We start from the raw sequence: 21,018 nt of genomic DNA, 5'->3' as shown, positions 1-21,018 counted from the left end.
CGGGGCTAGCTAGGGAAGATCGGGCGACCCAGACGGCGAAGGACCTCCCGAACTCGACGGGCCGTCTCGCTTCACGTCCTTGGGCGGCGTCGGGATCTTCTCGGTCTCGGCTTCGGCGCCGGGCACTCGCGCCGGCGGTGGCTCGCCGCGCCCGAAGAACCCGTGGTCGTCGCCTTCCGCGTCCGATTCGTTCAACGCGGTCTCGGTCCGCAGGCTGAACGAGCCGAGCAGCAGCCCGCCGATCAAGGCGATAACTCCCGCGGCGGTGAACGTGATCGGCAGCACCCTCGACCACAGCGCCAACCGATCGCGCTCGTTGCGCGCGGCGTTGACCTGCGACTCGACCGTCTCTTCGGTGGAGGTGACCTTGTAGTCGGCCAGCGTCACCTCGGGCTTCAACGCGTCACGCGCGTAATAGTGGTTGGCGCGCTCCTGCTTCTTGACGATCGTCCCCGACTCCGGGTCCACCCAGAACGTCTTCTGCGCGGCGTAGTAGCGGGTCATGGTGATCTTCTCGTCCGGATCGCCCGGCAGGCCCCACATCTCCGCGGAGTTGGTGACCTTGCTGTCTGCGTCGTCGGCATACAACGACGGGTACCTGACCGGCTCGGCGAGCTTGCCGTCGGCGTCGTAGCCCACGTCTTGGACGAACTTGTATGCGGTCAGACCGTTGACGTCTTCTTCGCCGGTGTAGTTGGCCTCGAACGCCTTCTGCGCAATCGGGTCGAAGTACGGGTAGGACCGCTTCTCGGTGTGGAACGGGAAACGGTAGGACAACCCCTCGTGCGGCAGCGCGATGTTGGTCGCCGGGCTTTCGTCCTTGAATCCGCGCGGCTTCTGGACCGCGCCACCGGGATGGGTGTCGTCGGACACCGCCGACGCCGTCTTGCGGTTGAGCGTGACCGTGTCGACCAGGGCGAGCAGCAGACCGGAATCCTTCTGCTTGTCGCTGCGCCGCACCGAGCTACCGACCTGGAACGTGACCACGTCGGCGTTGGCGGGGGATTCCACGTCGATCTGCTGCTGGGACACCACCGGGACGTTCTTGTCCACGACCAGCTTCGGGCTGTACAGGGAAGCGGGGTCGACGACCGTCCCGTTGCCTTCGGCGATCAGCGACGCATCTACGTCGAGCGGAATCTTGGTGATCCTGCTGCCGGTGTAGGTCCACAACAGCAGCGCGGCGATCAACAACGCGGCTCCGAGTCCCATGATCCCGCACGCGGCCATCCGCAACATGACTGCTCGGTTCACGTTGGCGTGACCCTCCTTCTGGTCTCGTCCGGTCCCTGTACCCCTGACGACCTGGGGTTACACCCGCCTACCGCGCTGCGGCGAAGCAAAACTCGTTCGACCCTAACAGCATTATTTAAGGTCTTGATTGACGTGCCCTTATATGGAAAGCCGCGGGCAAATCGGGTGCCGGGCAGACTGTCGCTATGACTGACGAAGACGTGGGCGGCACCCGCAAGTTCCTGCCCGCCGTCGAAGGCATGCGGGCGTGCGCCGCGATCGGCGTCGTCATCACCCACGTCGCGTTCGATACCGGGCATTCCAGCGGCGTCGACGGTCGGCTGTTCGGCCGCTTCGATCTGGCGGTCGCGGTGTTCTTTGCGCTGTCCGGATTCCTGTTGTGGCGTAGCCACGCCGCCGCGGCGCGCGGTCTGGCGCCGCGCCCTGCCACCGGACGCTATCTGCGGTCGCGGGTGGTCCGCATCATGCCCGCATACCTGGTTGCGGTCGTGGTGATTTTGACGCTGCTGCCGGACGGCAACCACCCGAACCTGACGGTGTGGCTGGCGAATCTATCGCTCACCCAGGTCTACGTCCCGCTGACGCTGACCGCCGGGCTCACCCAGATGTGGAGCCTGTCGGTCGAGGTCACGTTTTATCTCGCGTTGCCGCTCCTCGCGATGCTGGCCGCCCGGCTGCCGGTGCGCGCCCGAATCCCGGCGATCGCGACCGTGGCCGCCGCGAGCCTGTTTTGGGGCTGGATCCCGTTTCATGCTTCGCCCGGCCTGAATCCGTTGACGTGGCCGCCGGCGTTCTTCTCGTGGTTCGCCGCCGGGATGCTGCTCGCCGAGTGGATCTACCGCCCGTCCGGTTGGCCGCACCGACTCGCTCGGAACCGGCTGCTGATGGCCGCCGTGGTGCTGGTGGCCTACCTGGTTGCGGCGTCGCCGTTGGCGGGCCCGGCCGGGCTGGTGCCGAGCAGTAACGCGGAATTCACCGTGAAGACCGCGATGGGCGCGTTGGTGGCCGCGGGGCTGGTGGCGCCGCTGGTGCTCGACCGGCCCGACGACAGCCACCGGTTCCTGGGCAGCGCGCCGATGGTGACACTGGGCCGCTGGTCCTATGGAATCTTTATCTGGCATCTCGCCGCGCTGACGATGGTGTTCCCGGTGATCGGACAGTTCGCGTTCCACGGACACATGCCCGAGGTGCTGGTGCTGACGCTGGTCTTCACGATCGCGATTTCCGCGGTGAGCTACGCGTTGGTCGAATCACCATGCCGGGAAGCGTTGCGGCGCTGGGAAACTCGCCACCAGTCACGCCCGGATGCGAAGGTCAGCCCGCGTCAAGAAGACGCAATCGCGCCATGATCTCGTCGCGGACCGCCGAGCGGCGGGCCTTGCCGGCGTCGTCGCGCAGTGGAGTGTCGACGAACTCGACGGTTGTGGGCACCTTGTAGCCGGCGACTCGGTCGCGCAGAAACTCCTGCACCGCATGCTCGCCGAGCGCCCCGCGGGGTTGGACCAGCGCGTAGGGTACCTGCCCCAGGTCTTCGTGGGGAACGCCAACGACCAAGCAGGACAGCACATCCGGATGCTCCGACAGCGCGGCCTCGATCTCGGCCGGATACACGTTGCGGCCGCCGACGGTGAACATGTCGACCCGGCGATCGGAGATGTAGAGGAACCCGTCGGCGTCGAAGTAGCCCAGGTCGCCGAGTGAATCCCAGCCGTCGCGCGACTTCGCGGTCGCGCCGACGTAGCGATAGGTAGGACCGCTGCCCGGGCTGGGGCGCATATAGATCTCGCCCACCTCACCCGGCGGGCACGGGTTGCCGTCGTCGTCGAGCACCTTCATCTCGCCGGCCACGACGATGCCGACCGAGCCGCGATGCGCCAGCCACTGGTCACCCGAGATGAACGTCAGCGCCTGCAATTCGGTGCCGCCGTAGAGTTCCCAGACCTTCTCCGGGCCGAGCAGGTCGATCCAGGCCTGCTTGATCGCAGGCGGACACGGCGCGCCCAGATGCCAGAACCGTCGCAACGACGACAGGTCGAACGCGTCAGGATTGTCGTGGTACACCGGCAGCGCCCGCTGCATGATGGTCGGCACCGTCGTCAGGAAAGTGACGCCGTAATCGCTGATCAGGCGCAAGAACGTCGCTGGCTCGAACCGGCTCATCAGGATCAGGTGGTGACGCATCAGCAGCGCGATGGTCGCGGTGGTGAAACCGGTGTTGTGCGACAACGGAACTGGGACAAGCGTGATGTCGCCCTCTTCGGCGCCCAATGGATAGCCGATCGCCGCCGGTATCCGGCTGTCACCACCGGACTCGATGAGTTTCGGCCGGCCGGTGCTGCCGCCTGAGCCCATCGCCTTCCACACCGGCGATACCGCTTCGGGCAGCGGCTCCTCGGGCAGCGACGGGTCGGGCTCGAATCCTATTGGCACACTAGTGATCTCGGGATGTGACCGGCCGACGAGCAGCTTGGGGGGCCGCAGCTCCAACAGCGCGGCGAGCTCCGCGTCGGGCAGCCGAGCCGACAGCGGCTGCGGCACCGCGCCCAGCTTCCAGCACGCCACCGCCGCCTGGATCCACTCGATCGAGTTGGGCAACACCATCGTCACGTAGTCGCCGACGCCCACACCGCGTTCGGCGTAGGCGCGGGCCAACCGGTTCGTCGAGCGGTCGAGCTCGCCGCGGGTCAGCGTGTGACCGTCGCACGTGACCGCCGGCTCGTCGGGCGCGAGTGCCGCCAGCGCGGAGATCTGGGTGCCGATCGGCGGGACCGGCGCCGTCACGAGTAGGCGCCCTGCCGCTCGAAGATCCGGCGCGGGTTCTCGACAAGCATTGTGTGCAGTTGCTCGTCGGTGACACCACGCTGCTTGAGGGCGGGGATGACGTCGTTGTGGATGTGCAGGTAGTGCCAGTTCGGCGCCATCTGCGGCACCAAATCCTCGGGCAGCGCGTCGAAGTAGCAGTTGGCGTCGTGGGACAACACCATCTTGTCGGCGTGCCCGCGCTCGCACATCGTCGCCACGATGCCCACCCGTTCCTCGAACGGCAGGATCACGTCGATGCCGAACCGATCCATCCCGAGATAGGAGCCGGCGGCGATCAGCTCCTCGAGATAGCCGACGTCGGTGCTGTCGCCGGAGTGTCCGATGATCACCCGGCTGAGGTCGACACCCTCTTCTTCGAAGATCTTCTGCTGCTCGAGCCCGCGTCGCAGCCCCGCGTGGGTATGCGTCGAGATCGGCACGCCGGTGCGCTTGTGGGCCTGGGCCACCGCCCGCAGCACCCGCTCGACGCCGGGGGTGATACCCGGTTCGTCGGTGGCGCACTTGAGGATTCCCGCCTTGATGCCGGTGTCGGCGATGCCTTCCTCGATGTCGCGGACGAACATGTCGGTCATGATCTCCGGGCCGTCCAGCATCCCCCCGGGCCCCTCGTAGTGGAACCGGAACGGGATGTCGTTGTAGGTGTACAAGCCCGTCGCGACGACGATGTTCAGGTCGGTCTCCGCGGCGACCCGGGCGATCCGCGGGATGTAGCGGCCCAGCCCGATCACGGTGAGGTCGACGATGGTGTCGACGCCGCGCGACTTCAGTTCGTTGAGCCGGGCGATGGCGTCGGCCACCCGTTTGTCTTCGTCGCCCCACGCTTCCGGGTAGTTCAGCGCGATCTCGGTCGTCATGATGAACACGTGCTCGTGCATGAGCGTGACGCCGATATCGGTGGTGTTGACAGGTCCGGAAGCGGTATTCACTAACGACACGCAGCCGACTCTAGGACGACCGATCCGCCGCCGTGGGCAGTTCGTGGGATGCGCGGGTCAGAAAGCGTCGTCGTCGAGATCCATCAGCGCCGTCGAGGTGCGGGTCAGGATCCCGCGGGTGGCCGTGATCTCCGGCAGCACGTTGCCCGCGAAGAACTGGGCGGCGGCGATCTTGCCCTCGTAGAACGCCTGATCCTTGGCGGCGACACTGGAACCTAGTGCCCGCAAGGCAATTTCGGCGTGCCAGAGTAGCTGCCAGCCGATCAGCAGATCGCCGACGGCGAGCAGGTAGCGCACCGAGCCGAGGCCGATCTTGTACAGATCGCCGGGCGCTTCGGCCGCTCCCATCAGGTATCCCGTCAGGGTCGCGGTCATCGCCTGCACGTCCTCTAGGGCGGTGCTCAGGTAGGCGCGTTCCACCTTCAGCCGCTGGTCGGCTTCGTCGCTGTCGATGAACGACTGGATCTGCCCGGCGACATGCGCCAGCGCCACGCCCTTGTCACGTGCGATCTTGCGGAAGAAGAAGTCCTGCGCCTGGATCGCGGTGGTGCCCTCGTAGAGCGAGTCGATCTTGGCGTCACGGATGTACTGCTCGATCGGGTAGTCCTGCAGGAAGCCCGAACCGCCCAAGGTCTGCAGCGATTCGGTCAGGTACTGGTAGGCCCGCTCGGAGCCGACGCCCTTGATGATGGGTAGCAGCAGATCGTTGACCCTGCTCGCCACGTCGGCGTCGGCGCCCGAAACCGCCTCGGCGACAGCGGGATCCTGATGCGCCGCGGTGTAGAGGTAGATCGCCCGCAGTCCCTCGGCGTAGGCCTTCTGCATGATCAGCGAGCGGCGCACGTCCGGGTGACGCGTGATCGGCACCCGCGGCGCGTTCTTGTCGAGCATCTGCGTCATGTCGGCGCCCTGGATCCGTGTCTTGGCGTACTCGAGCGCGTTGAGGTAGCCGGTGGACAGCGTGCCCGACGATTTGATGCCGACCAACATCCGCGCGTTCTCGATGACCTTGAACATCTGCGCGATGCCGTCGTGAATGTCGCCGACCAGCCAGCCCTTGGCGGGAAGACCGTGCGCACCGAACGTCAACTCGCATGTCGGCGAGGCCTTGTAGCCCATCTTGTGCTCGAGTCCAGTAGCGAAAACGCCGTTGCGGCCGGTGATTTCGAAGTTGTCCCAGTCGAACAGGTGCTTAGGAACGACGAACAGGCTGAGGCCCTTGGTGCCGGCACTCGCCCCCTGGGGGCGCGCCAGCACCAGGTGCAGGATGTTGTCGACGGTGTCGCCGAGGTCGCCTCCGGAGATGAAACGTTTCACACCTTCGATGTGCCAGGAGCCGTCCGGTTGCTCGATGGCCTTGGTGCGCCCGGCGCCCACGTCGGAGCCGGCGTCCGGCTCCGTCAGCACCATCGTTGCGCCCCAACGTTTTTCGATTGCAGCCTGGGCCAGCTCGCGCTGCTTGTCGTTGCCGAGCTCGTAGAGGATGTCGGCCATCGGCGGTCCGGCGTAGAAGAAGAACAGCGCGGGGTTGGCGCAGATGATCATCTCCAGCGCCGCCCACGTCACGGCGCGTGCCACCGCGGTGCCACCGATCTCGGGTGCTACTCCGAGGCGCCACCATTCGGCGTCCCAGATCGCTTGCACCGTCTTGCGAATCGGGTCCGGCACCGTGATGGTGTGCTGGTCGGGCAGGAACACCGGCGGCTCGCGGTCGGCGGCGACAAACGACTCGGCGACCGGGCCCTGGGCGAAGCGGGCCACCTCGGCCAGAATCTCCCGGCTGGTGGCGCTGTCGAGTTCGCCGACCGAGCCCGAGTCCAGCACCTCGCCGAGCGCTAACGCCTCGAAAAGATTGAACTCGATGTCACGCAGGTTCGCCTTGTAATGCCCCATGAACCCCTCCTTGCGCAGCAGTATGTCGGGAATTGCCATCTCAGGAGGTGATTTCGGGGGGATCGGACATCACGCGTTGTCGGATCGTTTTCCGCGACCCCTTGTGAAGTGACGTGGCTCACAGTAAAATGACCAGTGGTCATTCACCGGAGGAGGGCAATGCCAACGGTCACGTGGGCTCGCGTCGACCCGGCGCGGCGCGCCGCGGTGATCGAGGCCGCGGAGGCGGAGTTCGGTGCGCACGGCTTCTCCGGCGGCAGCCTCAACGTGATCGCGCGGCGGGCGGGCGTGGCCAAAGGCAGCCTGTTCCAATACTTCGCCGACAAACGCGACCTGTACGCGTTCATCGCCGACGTCGCCAGCCTGCGGGTGCGGGCCTACATGGAGACCCGGATCGCGGAGCTCGACTCGACGCGGCCGTTCTTCGAATTCCTGACCGACTGGCTCGACGTGTGGATCGCCTACTTCGCCGACCACCCACACGAGCGCTCACTGCACGCGGCGGCGAGCCTCGAAGTAGACACCGATGCCCGGATCAGCGTGCGCAGCGTCATCCACCGGCACTACCTGGAAGTGCTGCGGCCGCTGGTCCGTGAGGCCCAGCTGCGGGGCGACTTCCGCAAAGATGCCGACACCGAAGCGTTGATGTCGTTGCTGCTGTTGATCTTTCCGCATCTGGCGCTGGCGCCGTACATGCGCGGGCTCGACCCGATCCTCGGCCTGGACGAACCCAGCCCCGAACAGCCGGCGCTGGCGGTACGCCGCCTGGTGGCCGTGTTGTCGGCCGCGTTCGCTTCCGTAGACAGCACAACAAGTCAGCCGCAAAGGATCTGAGGAGGTCTGATGACACGCACTGGTTCGAATTCACTGGTCGCCGGTGGGCTCAACTGGGACAGCTTGCCGCTCAAGCTGTTTGCCGGTGGCAACGCCAAGTTCTGGAATCCCGCCGACATCGACTTCTCCCGCGACCGCGCCGACTGGGAAAAACTGAACGACGACGAACGCGATTTCGCCACCCGGTTGTGCGCGCAGTTCATCGCCGGCGAGGAAGCAGTCACCGAGGACATCCAGCCGTTCATGGCCGCGATGCGCGAAGAGGGCCGGCTCGGCGACGAAATGTACCTGACCCAGTTCGCTTTCGAGGAGGCCAAGCACACCCAGGTCTTCCGGCTCTGGCTCGACGCCGTCGGGATGACCGGGGATTTGCAGAGCTACTTGGAGCCACTCCCGGCGTACCGGACGATGTTCTACGACGAGTTGCCGGACTGCCTCAACGCCCTGTCGTCGGATCCGTCACCCGCGGCCCAGATCCGGGCGTCGGTCACCTACAACCACGTCGTCGAGGGCATGCTCGCGCTGACCGGTTACTACGCCTGGCACAAGATCTGCGTGACGCGCGGAATCCTGCCCGGGATGCAGGAATTGGTGCGTCGCATCGGCGACGACGAGCGCCGTCACATGGCGTGGGGCACCTTCACCTGCCGTCGCCACGTCGCCGCCGACGACACCAACTGGACGGTCTTCGAAAACCGGATGAACGAGCTGATGCCGCTCGCCCTCGACGCCACCGTGCAGGGTTTCGCGCTGTTCGAGGTGATGCCGTTCGATCTGGTCCAGGACGAGTTCATGCAGTACGCCGCGGACAAGGGCATGCGCAGGTTCGGCACGATCTCCAGTGCGCGTGGCCGTCCGCTCGGCGAGATCGACCTCGACTACTCGCCGGTGCAACTGGAAGACACCTTCGCCGACGAGGACGCCAAGGCCCTCGCGGCCGTGTAACCGCGAGCTGGGGGCACCTCCCGCTTGCGGGAGACTGCTCGCGCCAAAACGCTTAGCCCACCCACACCGTCTTGGCGTTGCAGAACGCGCGGATGCCGAGGTTCGCCAGCTCACGGCCGTAGCCCGACCGCTTGACGCCGCCGAACCCCAACTCCGGGTAGGACACCGTCATGCCGTTGATGAAGACCTGCCCCGCCTCGATGTCGTCGATGAAGCGTTCCTGCTCGGCTTCGTCGTTGGTCCACGCGTTCGAGCCGAGCCCGAACGTGGTGGCGTTGGCGATCTCGATCGCCTCGTCGATGCCAGAGGCCCGGTACATCGACGCGACCGGGCCGAACACCTCTTCGGTGTAGAGCGCCATGTCCTTGGTGATCTCGGTGACCACGGTCGGCGGGTAGAACCAGCCGGGCTGGTCGAGCTTCTCGCCGCCGAGGCGCACCTTCGCTCCGGCGGCGACGGCATCCTCGACCTGCTTGGCGATCTCGTCGCGGCCGGATTCGGTGGCCAGCGGGCCCACGTCGGTGTCAGGGTCGGTCGGGTCGCCGACCTTGAGTTCTTTCATCCTCTCGACGAACTTGTCGACGAAGGCGTCGTAGATGTCGGTGTGCACGATGAAGCGTTTGGCGGCGATACAGGATTGGCCGTTGTTCTGCACCCGGGCGGTGACCGCGGTCTTGACGGCCTCGTCGAGGTCCACCGACGGCATGACGATGAACGGGTCGCTGCCGCCGAGTTCCATCACGGTGGGCTTGATCTCGTCGCCGCAGATGGCGGCGACCGCCTGGCCGGCCGGCTCGCTACCGGTCAGCGTGGCGGCCTTGACGCGGGGGTCACGCAGGATGCCCTCGACCGCTTTCGACGACACCAGCAGCGTCTGGAAGCAGTTTTCGGGAAAGCCGCCGCGAGCGATCACGTCGGAGAGATACAGCGCCGACTGCGGCACGTTGGAAGCGTGCTTGAGCAGGCCGACGTTGCCGGCCATCAGTGCGGGCGCGGCGAACCGCACGGCCTGCCACAACGGGAAGTTCCACGGCATCACGGCCAGCACGACGCCCAGTGGCTGCCAGCGGGTGTAGGCCCGCTTCGCGCCGACCTTGGACGCCTCGGCCGGCTCGTCGGCCAGCTGCTTCTCCGCGTTCTCGGCGTAGTAGCGAAAACCTTTGGCGCACTTGAGCGCTTCGGCCTTGGCCGACTTCAGGGTCTTTCCCATCTCGAGGGTCATCATCGCGCCGACCTCGTCGGCCTCTTTTTCGAGCAGGTCCGCGGTGGCGTTTGCCCACTCGGCGCGCTGGGCAAACGTGGTGTGCCGGTAGTCGAGGAACCGTTCGTGAGCGCGGGTGATCGCGGCCTCGACGTCGGCGTCGGTAGCGGGGGTGAAGGTCTTGACTGTCTCGCCGGTGGCTGGGTTGATGGTCGCGATGCCCACGCTGCACTCCTTCGTTGGGAGGGTTTGCAAAAGTCCAACACCCAGCCTGCCACTATCGTGGCCAAAAGGGAGGTGCCGGGATGAGCAAAGCCGCCGAGCTGATAGTCAAGTGCCTGGAAAACGAGGGCGTCGAGGTGGTCTTCGGCCTCCCGGGCGAGGAGAACATTCGCTTCGTGCAGGCGCTGGCCGCGTCCAACATCCGCTATGTCCTCACCCGACACGAGCAGGCGGCCTCGTTCATGGCCGAGATGTACGGACGGGTCACCGGCCGGGCCGCTGTGGTTTCGTCCACCCTCGGACCGGGTGCGATCAACATGCAACTGGGCGTCGCCGACGCCACCACCAACAGCACGCCGCTGGTCGCGATTTCCGCCCAGGTCGGCCAGGACCGCGAGTACAAGGAGTCGCATCAGTACGTCGACTTGGTCTCGATGTTCGCGCCGATCACCCGCTGGGCCGCCGACATCCCGACCGCGCGGGCGATACCGGAGATGGTGCGCAAGGCGTTCAAGCTCGCCGAGACCGAACGGCCGGCCGCGGTGTACCTGGCGGTGCCCGAGCACATAGATGCAGATGATGCCGACTATCCCGACCTGGGGCCGTTGCCGCGCAACGTCGTTCGCGCGGACGCGCCCGCTTTCCGTCAGGTGGCACGTGCCGTCGACATCCTGCGCGAGGCCGAACGCCCGGTGGTGCTGGCGGGGCACGGCGCTGCCCGCTCCGACGCGACCGACGCCCTGGTGCGGTTCTCCGAAAAATTCGAGATCCCGGTCGCCAGCACCTTTCACGGCAAAGGCGTGATGCCCGACGACCACCCCAATGGCATCGGGACGCTCGGATTCATGCGGCACGACTACGTGAACTTCGGGTTCGACAACGCCGACGTCGTCATCGCGGTCGGTTATGAGCTGCAGGAGTTCGATCCCGTCCGGATCAATCCCAAGGCGGACAAGAAGATCATCCACATCCACCGCTTCCCGGCCGAGGTCGACGTGCACTACTCGGTGGATGTCGGGATCATCGGTGACATCAGCGCCTCGCTCGACGCGCTCACCGAGGCGCTCGACGACCACGTCTTCGCCGCCGACCCCGACATTCCGGGATCCGGCCTGCTCGACGAGGAGTTCGAACGGGGACAACAGGATTCGCGGTACCCGTTGGCGCCCGCTCGGGTAGTGGCCGACACCCGCGCGGCACTCGGTCGCAGCGACGTGGTGCTAGTGGACACCGGTGCCACCAAGATGTGGATGGCCCGGCTCTATCCGACTTACGAGCGCAACACGTGCCTGATCTCAAATGGGCTGTCCACCATGAGCTTCGCACTCCCGGGCGCGATGGGGGTCAAGCTGGCCCAGCCGGACTCCAAAGTGCTGGCGGTGGCCGGCGACGGCGCATTCCTGATGAACTCGCAGGAGATCGAGACCGCCGTCCGCGAGAAGATCCCGTTGGTCGTGCTGATCTGGGTAGACGGCGGCTACGGTCTGATCGAGTGGAAAATGGATCTTGAGCTCGGCGAGCACCACTACGTGAAATTTGGCAACCCCGACATCGTCAAGTACGCGGAAAGTTTTGGGGCCAACGGGTATCGGATCAACAAAGCCGACGAGTTGCTGCCCACACTGCAGGCCGCGCTCGCGGACGACGGGGTGTCGCTGATCTGTTGCCCGGTCGATTACTCCGAGAATATGCGGCTGATCGACCGGCTCGGTGAACTCGACGAGACGCTGTAGGGCCGACGCGACACAAAACTTACGCTCCGTGATCCAGCCTGGTGGGCGGCAGGTACTGACCTTCCAGGGTGCGATGCCACCAGGCGTGCTCATGCAGGAGTTCCGACGCGGTGGTGAAGCGGTACCGGTACAACTGCGCGCGCACGTAGCGCGGCGGGGCGTCGGGAAAAGGATTGTGGCGCAGCAACTTTATCGTTGCTCGGTCATTCTGCAGGAGCCGTGTGACGAACGGGCGAAACCATGCGTAGGCGTACTGCGACGAGATCGCGGCGAACCACATCAGCCAGTCCAGGCGGAGGTGATAGGGCGCCCACTGCGCGGGCAACCGCCGCACCCCGCCGGGTTTTCCTTTGAATTCGTATTCCTTCCACACGGTCCGCTCGGTGACGTCCGACTCGTCGGTACCCTCGATCACCACTTCACGGCGGACACGCCCGACGCTCCCGAACGCCCCGTAGGTGTTGACCAGATGAAAGGCGTTGAACGACATATTCATCCGCTGTCGAGGTGACAGCATGTTGCGCACCGGCAAGTAGCTCAGCATCAACGTCAGCACCGTGAACGCGACGACCAGCGCGGTGAACCAGCGCGGCATATCGACCATCGCGGGCTGGTGCGGAATCGGCACTATCGCCGACAGCGACGAGGCGTCGATCGCGCTGAAGGCCAGCAGGATCGTCAACCAATTGAGCCAGGCGAAGTTGCCGGAGGCCACCAGCCACAATTGGGTGACAACGACGATCGCCCCGGCGATGCTGGCCACTGGCTGCGGGGCGAACAGGCCGAACGGGACGATCAGCTGCGCGACGTGGTTGCCTGCGACCTCGACCCGGTGCAGCGGCTTGGGCAGATGATGGAAAAACCAGCTCAGCGGCCCCGGCATCGGCTGTGTCTCATGGTGGTAGTCCAGGCAGGTCAGATCGCGCCAGCAGGGGTCGCCGCGAAGCTTGATCAGGCCCGCGCCGAATTCGACCCGAAACAGCAGCAGGCGGGCCAGCCACATGGCCAGCACCGGCGGAGCCGTCCGGTCGTTGCCGAGAAACGTTGCCAGGAACCCGGTTTCGAGCATCAACGACTCCCAGCCGAACGAGTACCACGTCTGGCCGACGTTCACGATCGACAGGTACAGACTCCACAGCAGCAGCCATGCCACGACGGCCGCCCACAGCGGCAGCACGTCGGCCAGTCCCGCGGCCATCGCCGCCGACAGGGCCGCGCCCGACCACGCGACCGTCGCGAAGAACCGGTCCGAATAGTGGAGGTGGAAGATGCTCGGCGATTGCGCGAACGACTGCCGGGCCAGATACCGCGGCACGGGCAGCAGCCCCCGCTCGCCGATCAGGGCACGGAATTGCCGTGCGGCCGCGACAAACGCGAACACGTAGATGACCGCGATGCCACGCTCGAGTATCAGCCGGCTCAGCCAATACTCCGGTGCGTTCACCCAGGCCATGTTGTCGCGCGTACCCGTCTGATCGGCGGAAAAACGTTACTGCTGCACCGACGGTAGGACCCCGGCGATGACGGCGCCGAAGTTTCGCAGTGCGATGTTGCCGTCCTGCCAGTAGCTGCTGTGCGCGGCGACGCTGGGTAGCCCCAGCGGACCGACGGGACCCGGGTCGGCGGCCAGCCGCCCTGCGCCGAAGCCGGGTGCGATCGGGTCGGCTCCCAACGTCCACTCGGTGACGGCGCCGCCCATGCTGATCGCGTCGTTCTGCGCCCGCATCACGTACACGTGCGCGCCGCCGTGCAGGTCCAGCCGGCTGGCGCGGTCGACCATCATGCCGGGGCTACCCACCGCGATGACATTGTCGACGTCGAGGTGGTGCCCGCCCGCCGCGGCCTCACCGACCACGGTCGAGCCGTAGCTGTGGCCGATCACGGTGTCGACGGACGGCGCGCCGACATGGGACGCCCGCTGCCCGTTTTCGAACGCGTCCAAGCGGTCCGCGCCGCCGCGAGCCGGCTGCGGGAAGGCGGCATGGCTGAGATCCATTGGGCGGTCGTAACCCATCCATGTCGTCACCGCCACGTCGTCCGGCCGAAGCTTCGGGTCGGCAAGCAGCGCGGCGCTGTACATCGCCATCGCTTTGTCGTCGCTGAACCGCAGCCGGGCCAGGCCCTGGCCGGTGCCCGGGACGAAGACCGCGTTGCGGCGGGCGGTATCCGGGTTTCCGATCGACACGGCGCCGCGGCCGTCCTCGTCCAGCAGTCCCAGGTACCGCCTCGGCTGGTTGGTCAAGGTGGCGCGCACCGCGGCATAACCCGCGAGGCGGCCTCTGGCGGCGCTCAGTTGCGACTGCAACGCGTAGACCGCGCCGTCGTCGACGTGCGGCGCACTCATCACGTCGTCGAGGTTGCGCTGTATCCGGTCGACGTCGGACTGGGACTGCTGCGCTAGCTCGTCGAGATGCATCCGGTTGTAGTGGTCCTTGCCCAGGTGGTCCGGGGAATCCCAGGGCATTCCCGGGTGATTGCCGATCGCGTGGTCTTGGCTGTACAGCCAGTCCTTCTCTTCGCCGGTGAGCTGCGACCACAGCGCATTGAACTGTTGAGGATCGGCGGGCAGCGGCGACGACAACGCCGCCTGGATGCGGGTCCGATTGTCGTGCGGTCCCGGCGGTATCGGCCGATCGCCGTCGGCCATGTCGATGGCGCCCGCCAGCTCACGGTCGGCCGAATCCGCCTCTGCGACAATCGCATCCAGTCGGCGCTGCAGCTGCATCTCGGCGATCAACGCCGCCACCGGCGGTCCGCTGAAGCTCGAACTCGCTACCACGGCGTTGGTGGAGCAGTTGATCGTCATCTCCAGTTCGGCAGCATCGCGGCGCAGCGCGGCCAGCGCCGACTGCACGTGGGCGATGTCGTCGGCTGCCTTACCGGCCGCGCGCGCGACCGCCAGCGACTCGTTGCCGTGTGCATCGAGGTCGAGGCGTATCGACGCGTTGGCGTGCCGCCGGGCCTGCGCGGTCTCGCCCTGCCAGCTGTCGAACACCGCCAACGAATTGAGTTGGCGCGCAGCCTCTAACGTCGCCTCCCCGCGCGCGAGGGCCGCGTGGAATACCTCGCGCACGGCCTCGGCGCTCCACCGATCGATGTCGGCGACCGTGAGGGTCACGGGTCAGACCGGACCCAGCGTGGCGGCGTTCTCGGTTTCCATTGCGGCGAAGACGATTCCATCGCCGGCCAGCTCGAGCGCGTGATCGCCGACCCGGGTCAGCAGTCGCCGCGACGTCTGCAGCCAGGTGGCCGCGGTCGTGCCTAGCGCCACGGCCGAGGCGCCCACCCAGCCCGACTCGGCGCCGGCGATCCGGTTGTCCGAAGCCAGGTGCGCGCTCGCCAGATCGTCACCCTGCCCGGCGACGTGTGCCGCCGAGCCGGCCAATGCCTCCAGGTCGATCCCAAAGATCGCCATGTGTCACCACCTCACGGGAAAAGCGTTGCCTATCCGCCTAACAGCAGCGCAGCGGCGCTGCAAGTCACTCGGCGGTGGACAACCCCGGGAATCGGTGCCCTATGCACAGCTGGGCGTTAGCGCTCAGCCGTGCGCTTCACGGTCGAGGCCGCCAGCGCGGCAAGGGAAATCAGTGCCAGCAGTTGCACCCAGACGGAATGGCCCGCGTAGCCGTCGACCGACCGCCACGGGTGACGGGACAGCGCCGCGCCGGCCAGGATCAGCCCACCGGCGCTGAGCCACAGCGTGACGGTGTCGCGCCGGTCGGGACGGGTGCGCAGCACCCATCGCACACCGAGCGCGGCGACGAACACCGCGATGCCCGCGGCCCCGGCGATCAGACCGCCGGCCGCCAGGACCGGGGCGGCCGCCCAGAGGCGGGGCGCCCACGGGTGGGCTGCGGGATCGTCTGGCGGGCGGCGGCGTTGCGGCCACCACGCCAGCAGGGCCAGCAGAGGCAGCAGCGCCAACCCACCCGCGAGGCCGACCCGGTACAGCGAGTTGGGCGCAAAGGCCAGCGTGATCGTGCCCGCCGTTCCGGCCGGCACCAACCAGGCCTGCTGCCACCCGTTGACTGCCAACGCTTTCAGACGAGTTCCGGTGCTGGTGCGCGCCACCCACCCGGGGCTGATGCTTTCCGGCACGACCAGCACCTGCGCCGTCCTGGCCTCTGTCAGGTGCACTTCGCGGCGGGCCGGGCCCCATGCGCCCGTCCTCACCGGTGTGGCGTGGCCGGACGGGGCGGCCCGCGGACCGGTCAGCTCCGCGCCGTCGACGACGAATTGTGGCCCGGGGCTTATCACTAACTCCTGCTGGCCGGTGGGCAGCTCGATCGGCTGCGGGTCACAGGGCCGGGCGGTGATCGGGGCGCCGTCGAGCAGTGCGCCGACCGTCGTGTGGACCTCGGTGCGCACGAAGCGACCCGCGATCGCGATGATCGGACCGTGCTCGCAGTCGATGGCGATCCCCCGAACCCGGTTGCGCGCGGCGTCGGCGCTGGCGATCGGTTTGCCGTCGGTGCCGAGCGCCGCGATCTCGGCGAACCCGGGTGGTTTGAGCTGGTCGAAGCCCACCGCGGTCCGGTCGATGACGTCCTTCCAGTCCAGCAGGCTGATCGTGACGGTGTCGGTCACCCGGGGCTTTAGCGAAAGTGTTTGCGGCCCAGTTGTTTCCAGTCTTCGCGCCTGCGGGCCGTCGCCGAGGTCGACGGCCACCATCGTCGGGTGGGTGGGCACCGGCGACGAGCTGGGCACCACGCGTATCGCGCTCACCTCGGTGGGCTGGGGCAGGGCGAGGGTGAGCGTCGGGGCCGTCTTGTGCTGCACCACCCGTTGCGGCGCCGTCCACGCGGTGGCCGGGTCGCCATCGGTGGCGGCGTAGGCCGCGCCGAGGATGTCGACCGAATCGGAGTCGCCGTGGGCCTGCGTGGTGTCGGGTTCGGCAACCAGGTCGGCCAGCTTGGGACCCGAGCGGGCCCGCACCCAGATCTTCGGCATCACCGACATCGGCGCCGGCACGCTCAACATGCGGCTGAAGGTGGCCGGCGATTCGGCGGCCAGCGCCATCGAAGGCGCGCACTGCACGTTGGTCAGGCCCATCGCGCAGCCCGGTCTGCCCAGCGGCTCAGACCCCAAGTCCCATTGCGCGACAGCGGCATTCGGGGGAGGAGCGGGGACGAGCGCGGTATGCCTGATGTTGATCGGATGCGCGAAGCCGTTGGCGTCGTACTGGGTGATCGACAGGTCGGTGATCGCGAACTGCACTCCGGGCGATCCGTCGTCGGTGCCTATCGCCGTGATCCGCACCCAGGGGGTCTCCCCGTACGGCAGTGCCCCGCTGACCGGCTTGCCCGCCTCGTCGAATCGCAGTGTCGTTGTGCCGGTGGCGGTTTCGATCTCGACCCGGCGGACCTGGGCGCCGACGGTGGTGGCGCTGGGGGTGATCGTGATGACGCTGTTGGTCACCGGATGGTCGAAGTCGACCTGCAGCCACTGGCCGACCGCCGACTGCAGCGCGTTGGACACCCACGCGGTCGCCGAATCGGCGTCGATCGCCGCGGCGGGTGATGCGGCGGTGGCGACGTCGGGTAGCGCCGTCGAATCGGACGATGAGCTGGAGGCGGTCAACCGGCCGCCCGTCCAGGCGCCGTAGACGGTGTCGGCGCCCGGGCTCGGATAGTCGGGCACCCGGTTGAAGGTCCGCCGCGCGTCCCCGGCCGCCCGGATCGCCGACGAGTGATCGTCGACCCGGCCGTAGTCGGTCTCGCGGGCCAGCGGCGTATCCGTCACCGTGGCAACCGGAACCGGCAGGCCCGCCGCCACCGCGTCGGCGGTCAGCAGTGCCGGACCCAGCGGCGGCTGACCGGACAGCCGGCGGCGTTCGTCGAGCCGCAGCAGCGCCTCGGGTCCGCCGTCGACGCGGGGCAACTGCTCGACGTCGGCCAGATACGGACCACCGGTCGGCACATCCACGCGGTAGATCTCGACCGCGGGATAGCGCGGCCGCAACCCGCTGTCGGTGACGAAGCCCGACACCGGGCCGGGCCCGACCGAGTCGCCGAATTCGGCGACCTTGGTCAGCCGCGGCGAGCCGGTGATCGCCCGGTGCACCAGGATCGGGCGGGCCGAGCGCGACGTGTCCGGGTCCAGGTCGTTGCGCACCACGAGATATGAAATGCCTTGGCGGGCAAGCGTATCGGCGAGCCCTGTCGACGGTGTTCCGGCGGCGAACAGGCGCTGCACCGAGTCCAGTGCGCGGATCGTCTGCGGTGGGGTCAACGGAATCGAATCGCGCACACCCCACGGACTGTCACCCAGCACCTGCAACGGTTCGTCGTGGCTGTTGCCCCACAACTGGGTGGCGAACGGCGCACCGGGCACCACCAGCACGCGGCCCGGAGTCGGCGACCCGGTGTTGTGCGCCGTCAGCCAGTCGGCGGTGTCATGCCAGTACCGCGGTATCGCGGCGAACGTGCCCGGCGGGGTGATCCGGCCCGTCCACGCCAACGACGTCGCGGCCGTCAGCGCGGTCAGCACCACCATTCCGACCGCGACCCGCCGGTCGCGTTCCGGGTGGGCAAAAGCGGTCAGCCACAACTGTTTCGGTACCGACCCGGGCAGCGGGACCCGGCCCATCAGCTGAGCTAGCCCCAACACCAGCGGGATGCGGATCAGCGACTCCAGCTTGTGTACGTTGCGTAGCGGCGCGCCGCCCGCGTCGAGGAACGCCTGAACCTGTTGCGCCACCGGCGAACCCAGCCCGCCGCTGTATCCGACGCCGAGCAGCGCCATGCCGAGCAGCAGCATCGTCACCAACCGGCCACGCGCCGGCATGCCCGTCATGGCGAGGCCGGCCAACCCGGCCGCCGCCACCAAGCAGGTGGCCAGAATCGCCACCGACCCGGTCACCAGCGAAGCGCCCGCGGTGGCATTGGGCGCCACGAACGGTGTCCAGCTGTCGGTGCCGCGGAGCACCTCGACCACCGACGACCACTGCGTCGTCACCCCGGACGATTCGATGAAGTCCAGGAACGGCGGGCTGATCCGGGCCATCAGGATCAGCGCGACCAGCCACCACGCCACCGCCAGCGTCATCGCGAGCAGCAACCACCCGGTGTAGCGCCACCACCGTCGGTTAGGTCGATGGCACGCCCACCAGATCATCGCCGGCAGGCACCCGGCCAGCGTCGCGATCGCGTTGACGGCACCCATCAGCGCGACGGCCACCCCGGCCTGACCGGCCAGCCGTCGCACCGAGCGCGCTGGATCGTTGCTGCGCAACGCAATGATCGTCGGCAGCAGCACCCACGGCGCCAACATGATCGGCAGGGTCTCCGACGAGATCGACCCAAGCGTGGTCAGCACCCGCGGCGACAACGCGAACGCCGCGGCCGCGACGACCCGCGACGTCGGGCTGCCGATGCCGAGTACCTCGGCCACCCGCAGCAGCCCCCAGAACCCGACGGTCAGCAGCAGCGCCCACCACAGTCGTTGGGTCACCCAGCCCGGCAACCCCAGCAGGTGGCCGGCGACGAAGAAGGTGCCGTGCGGGAACAGGTAGCCGTACGCCTGGTTCTGCGCCTGTCCGAACGGCAGCTCGCTGTTCCACAGATTCGTGGCGCGGGCCAGAAAACGCAGCGGGTTGGCGGTGAGGTCGAGCTTGGTGTCGGGGGAGATTCGTCCCGGCGACGAGCCGAAGCTCAGGGCCAGCGCCACCGCGGCGACCAACCACAGCCACCGTCGCGACAACGCCACAACGGCTTGAGCTTGATTGCCCGGCTCCTTTTCGGGCCGCTGCTCGGCCCGCATCGTCGCCGGGCGGCTAGCTGCGGTTGCCGTACTCGACCCGGTTGAGCACCGACGACTGCGGGTCGCCTCCGGGGAGCGGCGGCTTGGTGTCCTGCTGCACCATCAACGTGATCCCGAAGATCGCGGCTGCCCCCAGCAACAGGCCGACCACGACACTCGCGGCGGCGGGCGCAACAAAGCGATTCATAGCTGCCCAACCTAGCAGAGCCCGAGGTCGCAGCCTCCCCACCGCAGGCCGCGAACCGCATGACAGCATGGCCGGATGGGTTTGCCACGCATCCTGGCCGTGCTCGCCGCGGTCACCGCGCTGATGACCGGGTGCAGCCATGCCTCGCGGCAGCCTGCGCCGACCACCTCGTCGACGGTCAAAGCCCAACCGCCGGCCAAGCCGGCCTGCGGCGACCCCGCCGCCATCCCGCTGCGTGACAAGCTGGCCCAGCTGCTGATGGTCGGTGTGCGCAACGGCGACGACGCCAAGGCCGTGGTGACGGCCTACCACGTCGGCGGCATCTTCATCGGCAGCTGGACCGACATGTCGATGCTGGGGCCCAACCTCGACAAGGACCTCAGCGCCAGCACCGCGCTGCCGCTGGCGGTCAGCGTCGACGAGGAGGGCGGCCGGGTGGCCCGGCTGTCCAAGCTGATCGGCCCGGCGCCGTCGGCGCGGCTGCTGGCCCAGACGCAGACTCCTGATCAGGTCTACGGCCTGGCGCTGGACCGCGGGCACAAGATGCGTGGCCTCGGCATCACCGTCGACTTCGCGCCGGACGTCGACGTCACCAACGCCCCCGACGACACGGTGATCGGCGACCGGTCGTTCAGTTCGGACCCCGCGAAGGTCACCGAATACGCCCGCCAGTACGCCCGCGGCCTGCGAGACGCCGGATTGCTGCCGGTGATCAAGCATTTCCCCGGCCACGGGCACGGGTCCGGCGACTCGCACACCGGCGGGGTCACCACGCCGCCGCTGTCGCAGTTGCAGAACGACGACCTGATTCCGTACCGGGCGCTGGTGACGGCCGCGCCGATCGGCGTGATGGTCGGCCACCTGCAGGTCCCCGGGCTCACCGGCGACGAGCCGGCCAGCGTCAACCGGGCCGCCGTGCAGCTGCTGCGCACCGGCACCGGCTACCAGGCACCGGCGTTCGACGGCCCGATCTTCAGCGACGACCTGTCCAGCATGCTGGCGATCAAGGACCGCTACAGCGTGCCCGACGCGGTCCTGAAGACGCTGCAGGCCGGCACCGACGTCGCGCTGTGGGTCACCACCGACGAGGTACCCGCGGTGTTGGATCGGCTGGAGAAGGCCGTCGCCGCAGGGGAGTTGACGGTTTCCGGCGTCGACGCGTCGGTGCAACGGATCGCGAAGGTCAAGGGCCACAAGGCGGATTGCGGCCGGTAATCGGGCGGAGCGCGC

The 21,018-nt window shown here is 67.6% G+C and carries 15 protein-coding genes; 5 read left to right on the top strand and 10 right to left on the bottom strand.

What is annotated here, in order from left to right:
• Positions 1–9 precede the first annotated feature (9 nt).
• Positions 10–1,254: a DUF3068 domain-containing protein gene (locus A5658_RS26580; RefSeq protein WP_082993435.1), complete on the bottom strand. Its 1,245-nt coding sequence runs from the start codon at positions 1,252–1,254 to the stop codon at positions 10–12.
• Positions 1,255–1,439: 185 nt separating this feature from the next.
• Between A5658_RS26580 and A5658_RS26575 the strand changes: the two genes are divergently transcribed.
• On the top strand, positions 1,440–2,603 hold the full coding sequence (locus tag A5658_RS26575) for an acyltransferase (RefSeq protein WP_067342432.1): 1,164 nt from the start codon (positions 1,440–1,442) through the stop codon (positions 2,601–2,603).
• Here the strand turns inward: A5658_RS26575 and A5658_RS26570 are convergent.
• From A5658_RS26570 to A5658_RS26560, 3 genes are read right to left on the bottom strand one after another with little or no spacing between them, the layout of a single operon-like run.
• Entirely contained in the window at positions 2,569–4,035 is a 1,467-nt protein-coding gene (locus tag A5658_RS26570) for an AMP-binding protein (RefSeq protein WP_067342430.1), read from the bottom strand. The two genes, A5658_RS26575 and A5658_RS26570, sit on opposite strands and share 35 nt — an antisense overlap.
• Positions 4,032–5,012: a phosphotriesterase gene (locus tag A5658_RS26565; protein ID WP_067342427.1), complete on the bottom strand. Its 981-nt coding sequence runs from the start codon at positions 5,010–5,012 to the stop codon at positions 4,032–4,034. The genes A5658_RS26570 and A5658_RS26565 overlap by 4 nt, the downstream gene beginning before the upstream one ends.
• 57 nt (positions 5,013–5,069) lie before the next feature.
• Positions 5,070–6,905 carry an acyl-CoA dehydrogenase gene (locus tag A5658_RS26560; protein WP_067342525.1) on the bottom strand — a complete coding sequence of 612 codons (1,836 nt, stop codon included), beginning with the start codon at positions 6,903–6,905 and terminating at the stop codon, positions 5,070–5,072.
• Between the two features lie 159 nt (positions 6,906–7,064).
• On the opposite strand from A5658_RS26560, the gene A5658_RS26555 reads away from it, so the two are divergent.
• Both A5658_RS26555 and A5658_RS26550 read left to right on the top strand, forming a co-directional pair.
• The gene (locus tag A5658_RS26555) at positions 7,065–7,739 is read left to right on the top strand and encodes a TetR/AcrR family transcriptional regulator (RefSeq protein ID WP_067342425.1); all 675 of its coding nucleotides are present in this window, start codon (positions 7,065–7,067) and stop codon (positions 7,737–7,739) included.
• Positions 7,740–7,748: 9 nt separating this feature from the next.
• The gene (locus A5658_RS26550) at positions 7,749–8,684 is read left to right on the top strand and encodes a R2-like ligand-binding oxidase (protein ID WP_067342422.1); all 936 of its coding nucleotides are present in this window, start codon (positions 7,749–7,751) and stop codon (positions 8,682–8,684) included.
• 52 nt (positions 8,685–8,736) lie between these two features.
• On the opposite strand, the gene A5658_RS26545 is transcribed toward A5658_RS26550, so the two are convergent.
• On the bottom strand, positions 8,737–10,110 hold the full coding sequence (locus tag A5658_RS26545) for an NADP-dependent succinic semialdehyde dehydrogenase (protein WP_067342420.1): 1,374 nt from the start codon (positions 10,108–10,110) through the stop codon (positions 8,737–8,739).
• Between the two features lie 80 nt (positions 10,111–10,190).
• On the opposite strand from A5658_RS26545, the gene A5658_RS26540 reads away from it, so the two are divergent.
• On the top strand, positions 10,191–11,840 hold the full coding sequence (locus A5658_RS26540; RefSeq protein ID WP_067342419.1) for an acetolactate synthase large subunit: 1,650 nt from the start codon (positions 10,191–10,193) through the stop codon (positions 11,838–11,840).
• A gap of 19 nt (positions 11,841–11,859) precedes the next feature.
• Here the strand turns inward: A5658_RS26540 and A5658_RS26535 are convergent, their stop codons facing one another.
• The 5 genes from A5658_RS26535 to A5658_RS26515 all read right to left on the bottom strand — a co-directional run bounded on the left by A5658_RS26535 (position 11,860) and on the right by A5658_RS26515 (position 19,788).
• On the bottom strand, positions 11,860–13,293 hold the full coding sequence (locus A5658_RS26535) for a lipase maturation factor family protein (protein ID WP_067342417.1): 1,434 nt from the start codon (positions 13,291–13,293) through the stop codon (positions 11,860–11,862).
• Between the two features lie 36 nt (positions 13,294–13,329).
• Positions 13,330–14,958, bottom strand: coding sequence for an alpha/beta hydrolase (locus tag A5658_RS26530; RefSeq protein WP_067342414.1), 1,629 nt, complete (start codon positions 14,956–14,958; stop codon positions 13,330–13,332).
• Positions 14,959–14,961: 3 nt separating this feature from the next.
• Positions 14,962–15,255, bottom strand: a complete 294-nt coding sequence (locus A5658_RS26525) for a hypothetical protein (RefSeq protein WP_067342412.1) — start codon at positions 15,253–15,255, stop codon at positions 14,962–14,964.
• Between the two features lie 116 nt (positions 15,256–15,371).
• Positions 15,372–19,601 carry a DUF3367 domain-containing protein gene (locus A5658_RS26520; protein ID WP_231997455.1) on the bottom strand — a complete coding sequence of 1,410 codons (4,230 nt, stop codon included), beginning with the start codon at positions 19,599–19,601 and terminating at the stop codon, positions 15,372–15,374.
• A gap of 13 nt (positions 19,602–19,614) precedes the next feature.
• Positions 19,615–19,788, bottom strand: a complete 174-nt coding sequence (locus A5658_RS26515; protein WP_067342410.1) for a DUF2613 domain-containing protein — start codon at positions 19,786–19,788, stop codon at positions 19,615–19,617.
• Positions 19,789–19,863: 75 nt separating this feature from the next.
• On the opposite strand from A5658_RS26515, the gene A5658_RS26510 reads away from it, so the two are divergent.
• Entirely contained in the window at positions 19,864–21,003 is a 1,140-nt protein-coding gene (locus A5658_RS26510; RefSeq protein ID WP_067342408.1) for a glycoside hydrolase family 3 N-terminal domain-containing protein, read from the top strand.
• The last annotated feature ends 15 nt before the right edge of the window (positions 21,004–21,018 follow it).

Source organism: Mycobacterium sp. 1245111.1 (genome assembly GCF_001673405.1).
Classification (GTDB): Bacteria; Actinomycetota; Actinomycetes; order Mycobacteriales; family Mycobacteriaceae; genus Mycobacterium.
This window is presented reverse-complemented; position numbering and strand designations above follow the sequence as displayed.

Coding starts and splice junctions, on each gene's coding strand:
- A5658_RS26525 (WP_067342412.1), bottom strand. CDS start 15,255: ATGGCGATCTTTGGGATCGACCTGGAGGCATTGGCCGGCTCGGCGGCA.
- A5658_RS26560 (WP_067342525.1), bottom strand. CDS start 6,905: ATGGGGCATTACAAGGCGAACCTGCGTGACATCGAGTTCAATCTTTTC.
- A5658_RS26540 (WP_067342419.1), top strand. CDS start 10,191: ATGAGCAAAGCCGCCGAGCTGATAGTCAAGTGCCTGGAAAACGAGGGC.
- A5658_RS26535 (WP_067342417.1), bottom strand. CDS start 13,293: ATGGCCTGGGTGAACGCACCGGAGTATTGGCTGAGCCGGCTGATACTC.
- A5658_RS26520 (WP_231997455.1), bottom strand. CDS start 19,601: ATGCGGGCCGAGCAGCGGCCCGAAAAGGAGCCGGGCAATCAAGCTCAA.
- A5658_RS26515 (WP_067342410.1), bottom strand. CDS start 19,788: ATGAATCGCTTTGTTGCGCCCGCCGCCGCGAGTGTCGTGGTCGGCCTG.
- A5658_RS26555 (WP_067342425.1), top strand. CDS start 7,065: ATGCCAACGGTCACGTGGGCTCGCGTCGACCCGGCGCGGCGCGCCGCG.
- A5658_RS26575 (WP_067342432.1), top strand. CDS start 1,440: ATGACTGACGAAGACGTGGGCGGCACCCGCAAGTTCCTGCCCGCCGTC.
- A5658_RS26510 (WP_067342408.1), top strand. CDS start 19,864: ATGGGTTTGCCACGCATCCTGGCCGTGCTCGCCGCGGTCACCGCGCTG.
- A5658_RS26550 (WP_067342422.1), top strand. CDS start 7,749: ATGACACGCACTGGTTCGAATTCACTGGTCGCCGGTGGGCTCAACTGG.